The following is a 13,148-nucleotide window of genomic DNA, read 5'->3' as shown; positions in this document are numbered from 1 at the left end:
CGTTCGGGACGCCGGATCGCCTTCAAGCGGGGCCTGCGCCGCGACTTCGCCTTGTCATCGCCCCTTTTCACCGTGTTATAGAGCGTCGCTTCGGCTTTGCGCCCCCGTGGGTGAGCCGGCGCGTGCGCGGGACGGCCCGCCGCACGTCTCGATGGAATGGAGTTTCTCGATGGTGCTGGTTCGCGGCGCAGCGATCGCCCTGATCGCCTCGGGTCTGATGCTGGGCGGATGCGGCGGGGTTCCGGGCCTGGGCGGCGGCGCCAAGCCCGCTACGGCGGGCCAGACGGGCATTGGCGTCAACGCCTTCCTGTGGCGCGCCACCCTGGACACCCTCAGCTTCATGCCGCTGGCCAACGCCGATCCGTGGGGCGGCGTCATCAACTACGACTGGTACACCGACCCCCAGACTCCGAACGAGCGCTTCAAGGCCACCGTCTTCATCCTCGACACCCGTCTTCGCGCCGACGCGCTGAACGTCACGGTGACCAAGGAAGTGCGCGACGCCAACGGCGGCTGGACCGGCGCTCCCGTGGCTGCCCAGACCGAGACCGACCTCGAAAACGCCATCCTGACCAAGGCGCGCCAGCTCAACCTGCAGAACGCCGGCTGATCCCCTCTCCCCGACCATAGCCTCCTCAAGGCCGCGTCCTTCAGGAGCAGCCTGAAGGACTATCGTGGCCCGTTACGAGCCCAAGACCGCCGAACCCCGCCAGCAGGCCCGCTGGGCGGCCGCCGACGCCTTCCGCACGCCGACCGGCGAGACCGGCCGGCCGAAATACTATGTGCTCGAGATGTTTCCCTATCCGTCGGGCAACATCCACATGGGCCACGCCCGCAACTATGTGATGGGCGACGTGGTGGCGCGCTCCAGGCGGGCCCAGGGCTTCGACGTGCTGCACCCGATGGGCTGGGACGCCTTCGGCCTGCCCGCCGAGAACGCCGCCATCGAACGCGGCATTCACCCCGGCGACTGGACCTGGTCCAACATCGCCACGATGCGCGAACAGCTGAAGCTGCTGGGCCTGTCCCTGGACTGGTCGCGCGAATTCGCCACCTGCGACCCGGCCTACTATGGCCAGCAGCAGGCCTGGTTCCTCGAACTGTTCAAGCGCGGCCTCGTCTACCGCAAGGACTCCGTGGTCAACTGGGATCCGGTCGACAACACCGTCCTGGCCAATGAACAGGTGGTCGACGGCCGCGGCTGGCGCTCCGGCGCGATCGTCGAGAAGCGCAAGCTGAACCAGTGGTTTCTGCGCATCACCGACTACGCCGACGACCTGATCGAAGGCCTCAAGGAGCTTGAGGGCCGCTGGCCCGACAAGGTCCGGCTGATGCAGGAGAACTGGATCGGCCGCTCGAAGGGCCTGCAGATGACCTGGCGCTGGGCGGGGACCGCGCCCGAGACCGCGCCCGAAGGGCTGGAGATCTACACCACCCGCCCCGACACCCTGTTCGGCGCCTCGTTCATGGGCGTTGCGCCGGACCACCCTGTCGCAAGGGAGCTGGCGGAACGCGATCCCCGCGCCGCCGCCTTCATCGCCGAATGCCGCAAGGGCGGCTCGACCCAGGCGGAGATCGAGCAGGCCGAAAAGATCGGCTTCGACACCGGCCTCAAGGTGCTGCATCCGTTCGACGGCCGCGAAGTCAGCGTCTGGATCGCCAACTTCATCCTGTCGGAATACGGCACCGGCGCCATCTTCGGCTGCCCCGCCCACGACCAGCGCGACCTCGATTTCGCACGCAAATACGGTCTGCCGGTGATCCCGGTGGTGAGACCTGACGGTGCGGGCGACGATTTCAACGTCGGAACAGAGGCTTACGTCGGCCCCGGCTCGATCTTCCACTCGGACTTCCTCAACGGTCTCGATATTGAGACAGCCAAGGCGGAGGCCATCGCCCGCGTCGAGGCGGCCGGTCAGGGCCAGGGCGCGACCATCTACCGCCTGCGCGACTGGGGCGTCAGCCGCCAGCGCTACTGGGGATGCCCGATCCCGATCGTCCACTGCCCGTCCTGCGGCCCCGTCGCGGCCGCGGACCTGCCGGTCGAGCTGCCGAAGGACGTGACCTTCGACACCCCGGGCAATCCGCTCGACCGCCACCCGACCTGGAAACACGTCAGCTGCCCGTCCTGCGGCGGCCCGGCCGAGCGCGAGACCGACACGCTCGACACCTTCGTCGACTCCAGCTGGTATTTCGCCCGCTTCGCCGATCCCACGGCCGCCGGGCCGATCTCGAAGGCGGCGGCCGATAAATGGCTTCCGGTCGACCAGTATATCGGCGGGGTCGAGCACGCGGTCCTGCACCTGCTCTACGCCCGCTTCATCTCGCGCGCCCTGACCGACGCCGGCCTGATGAACGTCCGCGAGCCGTTCGCCGGCCTGTTCACCCAGGGCATGGTGGTCCACGAGACCTATTTCGACGGCGTTGACGAGGTTGGGCGTCCGAACTGGGTCGAACCCTCCGACGTACGCATCGAGACGGTGGATGGCGTCCGCATCGCCCGGCGTCTGTCGAACGGCGCCACGCTCACCATCGGCGACATCGAGAAGATGTCGAAGTCGAAGAAGAACGTCGTGGCCCCCCAGGAGATCGTGGATGCCTACGGCGTCGACGCCGGCCGCCTGTTCGTCCTGTCGGACAGTCCGCCCGAGCGCGACGTGCAGTGGACTCCCGGCGGCGTCGAGGGCGCCAGCCGCTTCGTCCAGCGCGTCTGGACCGAGGTCGACAGCTTCGACCCCGCTGTCGCCGGAGACGAGACCGCCAACGCCTCCCTGATCCGCGAGACCCACAAGGCGATCAAGGCGGTGTCGGAAGGCATTTCCGGCTTCCGCTTCAACTCGGCGATCGCCAAGCTCTATGCCTTCGTCGCCACGGTGCGAGATCACAATGCGGCCGGCGGCGACGCAAAACGGCAGGCCCTGTCGGCCCTGCTGCGGCTGGTCGCCCCCTTCACCCCTCACCTGGCCGAGGAAGGCTGGACGCGGCTCGGCGAAGCGGGGATGATCCTCGACGCGCCGTGGCCGGAGTACGATCCGGCCCTGGCGGCCGATGACGAGGTCACCCTGCCGATACAGGTCAACGGCAAGCGCCGCGGCGAGATCCGCGTCGCCCGCGGACTGGAACCGGCCGAGGTCGAGGCCATCGTCCTGGCCGATGCGGACGTGCGGGCGCGGCTGGAGGGTCAGACGGTGAAGAAGATCGTGGTGGTCAAGGATCGGATCGTCAATCTGGTGGTCGGCTGATGCGCGCGCCCGCGGCGGCCATAGTCGCGCTTGTGGGACTGGCGCTGGCCGGCTGCGGGTTCACGCCGCTTTACGGCGACGCCGGGGTCGGCTCCAGCCTGTCGCGCATCGCCGTGACGACCCAGGACGACCGCCTCGGCTACCGGCTGCGCGAGCAGTTGGAGGATGCGCTTGGCTACGACGGAGCCCAGGCTCCGCTGTGGCGGCTGCAGACCACGGTCGAGCAGTCGCGCCGTCCGCTCGGCCGGCGCATCGACGACACCGCCACCCGCTATGAGCTGACCGTGCGCGGCGCCTGGACCCTCACCCCGATGGGCGGCGGCTCGCCGCTGTCGGGTGTCGAGACGGTGACCACGACCTACGCCGCCGCGGACCAGCCCTACGCCGCCATCGCCGCCCAGCAGGACGGCGAGGAGCGCGCCGCCGCCGAACTGGCGCGCCAGATCCGTCTGGACCTGATGCGGGCCCTCCCGGACCAGCCGTGACGGGCCCCCGATGATCCTGGCGAAACGGCCCGAGGTCGATCGCTTCCTCAAGTCGCCCGACCGTGCGGTGCGCGCCGCCGTCATCCACGGCAAGGACCGCTCCGGCGTGGCCGAGCGCGCGACCCAGTTGTGCCGGGCCATAACCCCCGACCTGAACGACCCCTTCAACGTCACCGTCCTGACCGACAGCGACATAGACGGCGACGAGGCGCGGCTCGACGAAGCCCTGACCGCCCTGTCGATGATCGGCGGCCGCCGCCTTGTCCGGGTGCGGCTGGGCAGCGAGAAGGCCTCGGTCGACAAGCTGATCGCCGCGGCGCTCAAGGCCCATGCGGACGGCGCCTACAACCCCGACGCCATGCTGGTCGTCGAGGCCGGGGCGCTGGGCCGCGACTCAGCCCTGCGCAAGGCGGCGGAAGCGGCGCAGGGCGCGGTGGCCATCGCCTGCTACGAGGACGAGACCGGCGACGTGGCGCGGATGACGCGCGAGGCGCTGGCCGCCGACAAGGTCGGCCTGACCCAGGACGCGCTCGACCGCTTCGTCGCCCGCCTGCCTCGCGAGCGTGGCCTGATGCGCCAGGAGATCGAGCGGCTGGTCCTCTACATCGGCCCCGGCTCGGGCAAGACCATCGACGTCGCCGAACTGGAGGCGCACCTCGGCGTCGAGCCCGACGCCTCTCTCCAGGATGCGGCGCTGCAGGCCTTCGGCGGCCGGCCCGCCCCGGCCCAGTCCGGCCTGCGCCGCGCCCTGGCCGAGGGCGAGTCGCCTGTCATGGCCGTGCGCCAGGCGTCGATACACCTCGGCAAGCTGCGCCGCATCAACGTGCTGCAAGCCAATGGCGCGGGGGCGAAGGAGGCGGCCAAGGCCGCCGGCGTGTTCTGGAAGCAGGAGGCGGAGATGCTGCGTCAGGCGCGCAGCTGGCGGCTCGAGGATCTCGACAAGGTGCTGGACAGCGTCAACGCCGCCGACGTCGCCACCAAGACGACCGGTTCGCCCGACCAGCTTATCGCCGAACGCCTGCTGCTGGAGATTTCGGCGCGGGCGCGGCGGCTGGGTCTGTAGGGTCTAGCCGCGCTTCGACGCCTTCCGGAACGCCGGCTTGGCCAGCGCGACATTGCGCGCCTTCTGGGCCTTCTCCTCGGCCCGGGCGGAGCCCTGCAGGCCGGTGTGGGCCGGGCCGCCGCCGGCCCTCTTGGCGGCCAGCGCCTTCTTCATCGCTTCGGCGGTCGGATTGCTCGGTTTCTCGGTCATGCCGTCACCCTAGCACGCCCCATGGACTAGCCGCGCATCAACCTGCGGCACAGGTCGTCCAGCTGCTCCAGCGTGGCGTAGCGCAGGATCAGCTCGCCCTTGCCACCGCGGTCCGCCAGCTGCACCTGCAGGCCCAGCGCATCGGTCAGGTCCTGCTCCAGCGCCGCGATATCCGCGCCGCCCTCGCCGGCCTGCGCCCCCGCGCGCGGCCTGGCCTTGCCCGCCTTCGGGCCTTCGGCGGCGCGCCGCGCCAGCGCCTCGGCCTGGCGCACGTTCAGGCCCTCGTTGACGATCTGTTCGGCCAGCGCCGCGGGGTTCGGCGCGGTGATCAGGGCCCGGGCGTGCCCCGCGCTCATCTTGCCGTTCCGGACGTACCACAGCACCTCCTCCGGCAGCTGCAGCAGGCGCAGGGTGTTGGCCACATGGCTGCGGCTCTTGCCGACGACGCCGGCGACCGCGTCCTGGGTGCGGCCGAACCGCTCCATCAGCAGGCGGTAGGCCTCGGCCTCCTCCAGCGGATTCAGGTCGGCCCGCTGCACGTTCTCGATGATCGCCACCTCGAACACCGCGACGTCGTCCATCTCGCGGACGATGACCGGGACCTGCGTCAGCCGCGCCAGCTGGGCGGCGCGCCAGCGGCGTTCGCCGGCGATGATCTGCCAGACGCCGTCCTCGGTCGGATGCGGGCGGACGAGGATCGGCTGCAGCACGCCCTTGTCGCGGATCGACTCGGCCAGTTCGGCCAGTTCGGCCTGGCCGAAGATCTTGCGCGGCTGATCGGGATTGGGCTTCAGGGCCTCGATCGGGGCCAAGCGGACGCCGGCCGGCGCCGCCGAGCCGTCGACCGGCACGGCCTCGCTCGCCTGTTCCCCGAGAAGGGCCGACAATCCCCGGCCCAGGCCGCGTTGACGTTCGCTCAAGAGACTGATTCCGTTCTATGAAATTGCATCAGGCGGCCTGCAGCCGCCGCGTTTTCTCGCGCGCCACCACCTCGCGGGCGAGACGCAGATAGGCCTGGCTGCCGGCGCATTTCAGGTCGTAGATCAGCGCCGGCTTGCCGAACGACGGCGCCTCCGAGACCCGCACATTGCGCGGGATCACCGCCTCATAGACCTTGTCGCCGAAATGGGCGCGCACATCGGCGGCGACCTGTCCCGACAGGGCGTTGCGACGGTCGTACATGGTCAGGACCAGGCCCTGGATTTCCAGCGTCGGATTGAGGCTCTGGCGCACCATCTCGATGGTCTTCATCAGCTGCGTCAGGCCCTCCAGTGCGAAGAATTCGCATTGCAGCGGGACCAGCACGGCGTCGGCCGCGGCCATGGCGTTCAAGGTCAGCAGGTTCAGCGACGGCGGGCAGTCGATCAGCACATAGTCATACCGGGTCTGCCCCTCCGCCCCCTGGCCGGCGAGGGCGTCGCGCAGGCGGAACGAGCGCCGGTCGGCCTGGCTCAGCTCGATCTCCACGCCCGACATGTCGGCGTCCGCGGGAATGATGTGCAGCCCCGGCACCGCCGTCTGCACCGCGGAGTCGTCCACCGACCGCCCGTCGACGATGACGTCGTAGATGGTCACCCGTCGTGTTTCACGTGGAACACCGAGGCCCGTGGAGGCATTGCCCTGCGGGTCCATGTCGACGATCAGCACCTTCTCCCCGATCGCCGCCAGGGCGGTGCCGAGGTTGATCGCCGTGGTGGTCTTGCCCACACCGCCCTTCTGGTTGGAAACGGCGAGGACGCGAGTCTTACCGGCTATGGACACGGCGGAGGCTCCGGACGGAAACGATACGGCCGCGCGGATCGCTGCGCGAGACGGACAGGCTGCTCTCGAAATGCCAGACCTTGCGGGCTTCGATCAACTCAGCCTCGGCCTTTTCCCCCTTGAGAAACAGCCCCTGTGCGCCGCGCTGTAGATAAGGCTGTGCATAGCCGAGCAGCTTCTCCATCGGGGCGACCGCGCGAGCGGTGACGACGTCGACTTTCAGGGCCTGATCCTCGGCCCGGCTGTTTATCACCGTCGCCGGCAGGGCCAGTTCGTCGACCACCGCCTGCAGGAAGCGGCAGCGCTTGCCCAGGCTGTCGATGAGCCAGACGTGCGCCTCCGGCCGCCCCTTGAGCAGGATGGCCAGCACGACGCCGGGGAAGCCCGCCCCGGCCCCGAGATCCGCCCAGGTCCGGGCCTCCGGGGCCAAGTCCAGCAACTGGGCCGAGTCCCACAGGTGCCGGGTCCACACGTCCGGAATTGTGTCCGGCCCGACGAGGTTCATCACCGCATTGGCCTCGGCCAGGCGAGCGACGAAGGTCTCGAGATCGGCAAGCTGAACGTTGTGGGCGCCGGTCAGCGCCTGGAATTCGGAAGGGGTCACGACCGCGTCTCCTCCCCATCCTCGATGGGGAGGGGGACCACCCGAAGGGTGGTGGAGGGGTTCCCCCCAGACACGCCGACGCGGCGAGCGGACAGCCCCTCCACCGCTTCGCGGTCCCCCTCCCCACGGCGTGGGGAGGAGACAAGACGTTCAACTGTCACGCCGCCACCCGGGTCCGCTTCACGTGCGACAGCAGGGCCGTGAGGGCGCCAGGGGTCATACCCTCGATCCGGCCCGCCTGCCCCAGCGTGCGAGGCTGGATCAGCATCAGCTTTTCGCGCACCTCGTTCGACAGGCTGCCGATGGCGGCGTAGTCGAGGTCGACCGGCAGGGCCAGGGCCTCCTCCCGCCGCAGCGCCTCGGCGTCGGACGCCTGGCGATCGAGGTAGCCGGCGTAGCCCGCGTCGATCTCGATCTGTTCGCGCACCTGGCGCGGCCAGGCGGCGATCTCCGGGTGGGCCGCCTCGAAGGTCTTCAGATCGACGCCCGGGAAGGCCAGCAGGTCGCGTATCGAGCGGCGCTGCCCGTCGGCGTTGACCGCGACGCCCAGCGCGCCCGCCTCCTTCGGGGTATAGCTCGCGCCGCGCACCAGCGCCGCGGCCTCGGCCAGAAGCGCGGCCTTGGCCTCGAACGCGGCCTGGCGCGCGGCCGAGACGATGCCCGCTTCGATGGCGATGGGGGTCAACCGTTGATCGGCATTGTCGGCCCGCAGCGTCAATCTGTATTCGGCCCGGCTGGTGAACATCCGGTAGGGCTCGGTCACCCCGCGTGTGACCAGATCGTCGATCATCACCCCGACATAGGCCTGGTCCCGGCCGAGCACGACCGGATCGGAGCCGCCCGCCGCCCGGGCGGCGTTCAGCCCGGCGATCAGCCCCTGCGCCCCCGCCTCCTCATAGCCCGTGGTGCCGTTGATCTGGCCTGCCAGATACAGGCCCGGCCGCTTCTTGACCTCCAGCGCCGGCGTCAGTTCGCGCGGATCGACGTAGTCGTATTCGATGGCGTAGCCGAAGCGGAACACCTCCACCTCTTCCAGCCCCGGGATTGTGCGCAGGAAGGCGGCCTGGGTGGCGTCGGACACCGAGGTCGAGATGCCGTTGGGATAGACCGTGGGGTCGTCCAGCCCCTCCGGCTCGAGGAAGATCTGGTGCGAGGTCTTGTCGGCGAACCGCACCACCTTGTCCTCGATCGAGGGGCAGTAGCGGGGGCCGCGGCCGGACAGGTGGCCGCCGTAGACGGCGCTGTCGCCGAGATTGTCGGCGATGATCCGGTGCGTCTCGGCCGTCGTGTGGGTCACGCCACAGGCGATCTGGGGCACGTCGATGCGATCGGTCAGGAAGCTGAACGGCACGGGGTCCTCGTCGGCCGCCTGCATCTCCAGCCGGTCCCAGGCGATGGTCCGCCCGTCCAGCCGCGCCGGAGTCCCGGTCTTGAGCCGCCCCATCGACAGGCCCGCGCCATACAGGTCGGCGGCCAGGCCGGTCGAGGGCGCCTCGCCATGCCGGCCGGCGGGGATGCGCTGGTCGCCCTTGTGGATCACGCCGTTGAGGAAGGTGCCGGTCGTCAGCACGACGGCGCCGGCGCGCAGCTCCGTCCCCTCCCCCGTGACGACGCCCGCCACCCGGCCGCCATCGAGGATCAGGCCTTCGGCCGTACCGGCCATCAGGGTCAGGTTCGGCGTGGCCGCCAGCTCGGCCTGCATCGCCTCGCGATAGAGGCGGCGGTCGATCTGGCTGCGCGGCCCCTGAACCGCCGCTCCCTTGGACCGGTTGAGCAGGCGGAACTGGATGCCGGACAGATCGCCCAGCCGGCCCATCAGCCCGTCCATGGCGTCGATCTCGCGCACCAGATGGCCCTTGCCGAGCCCGCCGATGGCCGGATTGCACGACATCTCGCCGATGGTCTCGAGCTTCTGGGTCAGCAGAAGGGTGGCCGCGCCCGCGCGCGCGGACGCCGCCGCGGCCTCGCAGCCGGCATGCCCGCCGCCGATGACGATGACATCGAAACGCTTCATGGGCGGGGACATAGGGGAAAACCGCCGCCTTCGCCACCGGCGCCGTAGGCTGTTTCACGTGAAACAGAGAAGTGTCTCCTCCCCGTCGCCATGCGATGGGGAGGTGGATCGCCGGCGCAGCCGGCGAGACGGAGGGGTTGGCGGACCGGGGCGCGGACGGAGCCCCTCCACCGCTTCGCGGTCCCCTTCCCCATTGCATGGGGAGGAGACGATCACTTGCCGATACAGAAGCTCGAGAACACCTCGCCGAGGACATCCTCGACCCCGATGGCGCCGGTGACCCGGGCCAGGCTGTCGGCGGCGCGGCGCAGGTCGTCGCCGGCCATCTCGGGCGAGAGGTCGAGCGCCCGCCGCCCCGCCTCGACCGCCGCCAGCGCCTCGGCCAGCCGGCGCCTATGTCTCTCTCGCGTGACCGCCGGAAAGTCCGCGCCCGACAGGTCCCGGGCCAGCCGGGCGGCCAGCCAGTCGTGCAGGGCGGCGAGCCCTTCCCCCGTCTCCGTGCTGACGACGATCGCTTCCCGGTCCGGCGGCGGCGCGGCCCGGTCGATGTCGGCCTTGGTCAGGACCAGCAGGTCGTCGGCCCGGACGAATTCGGCGGCCGGGCCTTCCGGATCGCCGGGCGCGCGGACCCAGAGCCGCAGCTCGGCCTGTCCCGCCCGCGCCCGGGCCCGGCGGACCCCCTCGGCCTCGATCGGATCATCGCTCTCGCGCAGTCCGGCTGTGTCGGACAGGGTCACCGCATAGCCGCCGATGACCAGGTCGGCGTCGAGCACATCCCGGGTGGTGCCGGCGATCGGCGTGACGATGGCCGCCTCGCGAGCGACCAGGGCGTTGAACAGCGACGACTTGCCGGCGTTGGTTTCGCCGATCAGGACGATGCGATAGCCCTCGCGCACCCGTTCGCCGCGCCGGGCGTCGGCCAGGGCGGCCCTGAGGTCGGCGACCAGGCCGTCGAGCACCGGACCTGCCGTGCGGGCCAGATTGTCGGGCACCTCCTCGTCGGGGAAGTCGATCTCGGCCTCGACCAGGGCCAGGGCCTTGAGCAGGTCGCGGCGGAAGCCGGCGTAGGTCTGCGACAGGGCCCCGTCCAGCTGGCCCAGCGCCTGGGCCGCCTGGGCCGTAGTCTCGGCGTCGATCAGGTCCGCCACGGCCTCGGCCTGGGCCAGATCCATGCGGCCGTTCTCGAAGGCCCGTCGCGTGAATTCGCCCGGCTCCGCCGGCCGCAGGCCCAGCGCGACCAGGGCCTCGCCGACCGCCTCCACGACTGCTCGCCCTCCATGAAGGTGCAGCTCGGCGCAGTCCTCCCCGGTGTAGGAATTCGGGGCGGGGAACCGGAGGACAAGCGCCTGGTCGAGGGCCCGTCCGTCGAGCGAGAGGTCGCGCAGGGCGGCCATGCGCGGCTTCAGGCCGGCAGCGCCAAGGCGGGCCAGCGCCTCGTCCGTGCCCGGTCCCGACAGGCGGATGATGGCGATGGCCCCGCGGCCCGGCGGGGTGGCGAGGGCGAAGATGGTGTCGGCGCTCATGTCCCCTCCCCATCTCCGATGGGGAGGGGGACCGCGAAGCGAGGGAGGGGCGAAACGGCATCCGCGGGCGTCCGGGGCTGGCCCCTCCACCATCCTTCGGATGGTCCCCCTCCCCCGCAGGGAGAGGAGGCGATGGTCACGGCTTGACCGCCGCCTCCATCAGCTTGCGGAACTGGTCCTGGGCCTGAAGGCCGAAGCTGGTCCAGGTCTTCATCAATTCGTCCGGCTGCATGGCCGCGACATTGTCGGCCATGCGCTTCTGCATTTCGGCGACCATGGCCTCGTTCAGCGGCGCGACGTCGGGCAGGCCGAGAAAGGCTCGCGCCTCGGCCGGCGTACAGTCGATCTCGACATTGACCTTCATCGCGTCGCTCCTGTTTCACGTGAAACGGCGACCCCGCCGTCAGGTGTTCATCGACTGGAAGAAGTCGGCATTGTTCTTTGACTGCCGCAGCTTGTCGATCAGGAACTCGATGGCGTCCTGCGGACCCATCGGGTTGAGGATGCGGCGCAGGACATAGGTCTTGGCCAGCTGATCCTTCGGCGTGGTCAGCTCTTCCTTGCGGGTGCCGGACTTGAGCACGTCGATGGCCGGGAAGATGCGCTTGTCGGCGACCTTGCGGTCCAGCACGATCTCCGAGTTGCCCGTGCCCTTGAACTCTTCGAAGATGACCTCGTCCATCCGCGAGCCGGTGTCGATCAGGGCGGTGGCGATGATGGTCAGCGATCCCCCCTGCTCCACATTGCGCGCCGCGCCGAAGAAGCGCTTGGGACGCTGCAGGGCGTTGGCGTCGACGCCGCCGGTCAGGACCTTGCCCGACGACGGGACGGTGGCGTTGTAGGCGCGGCCCAAGCGGGTGATCGAGTCGAGCAGGATGACGACGTCCTTCTTGTGCTCGACCAGGCGCTTGGCCTTTTCGATGACCATTTCGGCGACGGCGACGTGGCGGGTGGCCGGCTCGTCGAAGGTGGAGGCGATGACCTCGCCCTTCACCGTCCGCTGCATGTCGGTGACTTCCTCCGGCCGCTCATCGATCAGCAGGACGATGAGGAAGACCTCGGGGTGGTTCTTCTCGATCGATTTGGCGATGTTCTGCAGCATCACCGTCTTGCCGACCCGCGGCGGGGCGACGATCAGGCAGCGCTGGCCCTTGCCGAGCGGGGCGACGATGTCGATGACCCGGCCCGAGCGGTCCTTCAGCGTCGGATCCTGGATTTCCATGTGCAGCCGCTCTTCGGGATAGAGCGGCGTCAGGTTGTCGAACAGGACCTTGGTCTTGACCGTTTCCGGGTCTTCCAGATTGATCGTGTCGACCTTGAGCAGGGCGAAATAGCGCTCGCCCTCGCGCGGGCCGCGCACGGCCCCGTGGATGGTGTCGCCCGAGCGCAGGCCGAAGCGGCGGATCTGCGAGGGCGAAACATAGACGTCGTCCGGTCCCGGCAGATAGTTGGCGTCGGGACTGCGCAGGAAGCCGAAGCCGTCCGGCAGGATCTCCAGAACGCCGTCGGCGATGATCTCGACCTCCTCGTCGGCCAGGGCCTTGAGGATGGCGAACAGCAGGTCCTGCTTGCGCAGGTTGGAGGCGTTCTCGATCTCGAGGCCTTCGGCGAAGGCGACCAGGTCGGCCGGCGTCTTCTCGTTCAGCTCGGCCAGGGTGATGCGGCCGTTGGGGACGATCGGCTCGCCGTCGTCCTCGTCCTCGTCGGCCTCCTGGTCGACCATCGGCAGGTCGGCCGCGGCCACTTCGTTGGAGGGCATGTCGCCGTCGAGGGTTTCGGCCTCGGGGGCGGTCGGATCGGTGTCGCGGACGTCGGTCATGGAAATCTTCTTCAGGCGTGCGCGCCGGGACGCCCGCGAACCGGCGGGGTCTGGGCGGCTGTCGATGTCTGGCCTCGCGGCCGAAGGGGAAACGATGGACTCCGCCCGTGTCGTCGGCCGGCATCGTTGAGAGAGAGGGACCGTCCGGCGAAGGCCAGGACCGGTTCACCGCCAGCGAAACCACGCTGGAGCGGTCAGGTCAAGCGTGAGCGGATCGGCGGCTGGCGCGAAAGGAATTTATTCCGCAATCCGCCTTGACCGTGGCGCGCGGGCGCCCATGTCCTGACCGCGCTCCGAAGACAGCGCGCGGTCTTTGAAAATTCGGAACAGGCGCGGCGGCCCAGCGGCGCTTCAGCAGGCGGCATTTCGCATAAATCTGGCACGGTTCAGGGTCCAGACCAGCGTTCCACCGGCTCATCCGCTTGAAATGGTTGAGCTGTCGGTTTGG

General features: G+C 69.7%; 12 protein-coding genes. 4 read left to right on the top strand and 8 right to left on the bottom strand.

Features of this window, described 5'->3' with window-relative positions; genetic code table 11:
- Positions 1 to 169: 169 nt before the first annotated feature.
- From VEA62_RS12310 to holA, 4 genes are all read left to right on the top strand, one after another.
- Entirely contained in the window at positions 170 to 610 is a 441-nt protein-coding gene (locus VEA62_RS12310) for a DUF3576 domain-containing protein (RefSeq protein WP_324822066.1), read from the top strand.
- A 64-nt stretch (positions 611 to 674) separates the two neighbouring features.
- The gene (gene leuS, locus VEA62_RS12305) at positions 675 to 3,242 is read left to right on the top strand and encodes a leucine--tRNA ligase (protein ID WP_324822062.1); all 2,568 of its coding nucleotides are present in this window, start codon (positions 675 to 677) and stop codon (positions 3,240 to 3,242) included.
- The gene (lptE, locus tag VEA62_RS12300; protein WP_324822059.1) at positions 3,242 to 3,727 is read left to right on the top strand and encodes an LPS assembly lipoprotein LptE; all 486 of its coding nucleotides are present in this window, start codon (positions 3,242 to 3,244) and stop codon (positions 3,725 to 3,727) included. Before leuS ends, lptE begins: the two co-directional genes overlap by 1 nt.
- 10 nt (positions 3,728 to 3,737) lie before the next feature.
- A complete protein-coding gene (holA, locus tag VEA62_RS12295; protein WP_324822056.1) occupies positions 3,738 to 4,790 on the top strand; it encodes a DNA polymerase III subunit delta in 1,053 nt (350 codons plus the stop codon).
- Between the two features lie 3 nt (positions 4,791 to 4,793).
- Here the strand turns inward: holA and VEA62_RS12290 are convergent, their stop codons facing one another.
- From VEA62_RS12290 to rho, 8 genes are all read right to left on the bottom strand, one after another.
- Positions 4,794 to 4,979: a hypothetical protein gene (locus VEA62_RS12290; protein ID WP_324822053.1), complete on the bottom strand. Its 186-nt coding sequence runs from the start codon at positions 4,977 to 4,979 to the stop codon at positions 4,794 to 4,796.
- A gap of 26 nt (positions 4,980 to 5,005) precedes the next feature.
- Positions 5,006 to 5,899, bottom strand: a complete 894-nt coding sequence (locus VEA62_RS12285; RefSeq protein ID WP_324822050.1) for a ParB/RepB/Spo0J family partition protein — start codon at positions 5,897 to 5,899, stop codon at positions 5,006 to 5,008.
- Positions 5,900 to 5,927: 28 nt separating this feature from the next.
- Complete coding sequence (locus VEA62_RS12280; RefSeq protein ID WP_324813668.1) at positions 5,928 to 6,734, bottom strand: ParA family protein; 807 nt, start codon at positions 6,732 to 6,734, stop codon at positions 5,928 to 5,930.
- Positions 6,724 to 7,344, bottom strand: coding sequence for a 16S rRNA (guanine(527)-N(7))-methyltransferase RsmG (gene rsmG / locus VEA62_RS12275; RefSeq protein WP_324822047.1), 621 nt, complete (start codon positions 7,342 to 7,344; stop codon positions 6,724 to 6,726). The genes VEA62_RS12280 and rsmG overlap by 11 nt, the downstream gene beginning before the upstream one ends.
- Positions 7,345 to 7,501: 157 nt before the next feature.
- Positions 7,502 to 9,358, bottom strand: a complete 1,857-nt coding sequence (mnmG, locus tag VEA62_RS12270) for a tRNA uridine-5-carboxymethylaminomethyl(34) synthesis enzyme MnmG (protein ID WP_324822044.1) — start codon at positions 9,356 to 9,358, stop codon at positions 7,502 to 7,504.
- 212 nt (positions 9,359 to 9,570) lie between these two features.
- Positions 9,571 to 10,881, bottom strand: a complete 1,311-nt coding sequence (gene mnmE, locus VEA62_RS12265; RefSeq protein ID WP_324822041.1) for a tRNA uridine-5-carboxymethylaminomethyl(34) synthesis GTPase MnmE — start codon at positions 10,879 to 10,881, stop codon at positions 9,571 to 9,573.
- A 136-nt stretch (positions 10,882 to 11,017) separates the two neighbouring features.
- On the bottom strand, positions 11,018 to 11,245 hold the full coding sequence (locus VEA62_RS12260; protein ID WP_324822038.1) for a DUF6489 family protein: 228 nt from the start codon (positions 11,243 to 11,245) through the stop codon (positions 11,018 to 11,020).
- A gap of 39 nt (positions 11,246 to 11,284) precedes the next feature.
- The gene (gene rho, locus VEA62_RS12255) at positions 11,285 to 12,700 is read right to left on the bottom strand and encodes a transcription termination factor Rho (protein ID WP_324822036.1); all 1,416 of its coding nucleotides are present in this window, start codon (positions 12,698 to 12,700) and stop codon (positions 11,285 to 11,287) included.
- Between the last annotated feature and the right edge of the window lie 448 nt (positions 12,701 to 13,148).

This window comes from Brevundimonas sp. (assembly GCF_035627475.1).
In the GTDB taxonomy this organism is placed as follows: domain Bacteria; phylum Pseudomonadota; class Alphaproteobacteria; order Caulobacterales; family Caulobacteraceae; genus Brevundimonas.
This window is presented reverse-complemented; position numbering and strand designations above follow the sequence as displayed.

Bases quoted from the DNA above. Each gene is read 5' to 3' on its own strand.
- VEA62_RS12310 (WP_324822066.1), top strand. From the start codon at position 170: ATGGTGCTGGTTCGCGGCGCAGCGATCGCCCTGATCGCCTCGGGTCTG.
- lptE (WP_324822059.1), top strand. From the start codon at position 3,242: ATGCGCGCGCCCGCGGCGGCCATAGTCGCGCTTGTGGGACTGGCGCTG.
- holA (WP_324822056.1), top strand. From the start codon at position 3,738: ATGATCCTGGCGAAACGGCCCGAGGTCGATCGCTTCCTCAAGTCGCCC.
- VEA62_RS12290 (WP_324822053.1), bottom strand. From the start codon at position 4,979: ATGACCGAGAAACCGAGCAATCCGACCGCCGAAGCGATGAAGAAGGCG.
- mnmG (WP_324822044.1), bottom strand. From the start codon at position 9,358: ATGAAGCGTTTCGATGTCATCGTCATCGGCGGCGGGCATGCCGGCTGC.
- mnmE (WP_324822041.1), bottom strand. From the start codon at position 10,881: ATGAGCGCCGACACCATCTTCGCCCTCGCCACCCCGCCGGGCCGCGGG.
- VEA62_RS12260 (WP_324822038.1), bottom strand. From the start codon at position 11,245: ATGAAGGTCAATGTCGAGATCGACTGTACGCCGGCCGAGGCGCGAGCC.
- rho (WP_324822036.1), bottom strand. From the start codon at position 12,700: ATGACCGACGTCCGCGACACCGATCCGACCGCCCCCGAGGCCGAAACC.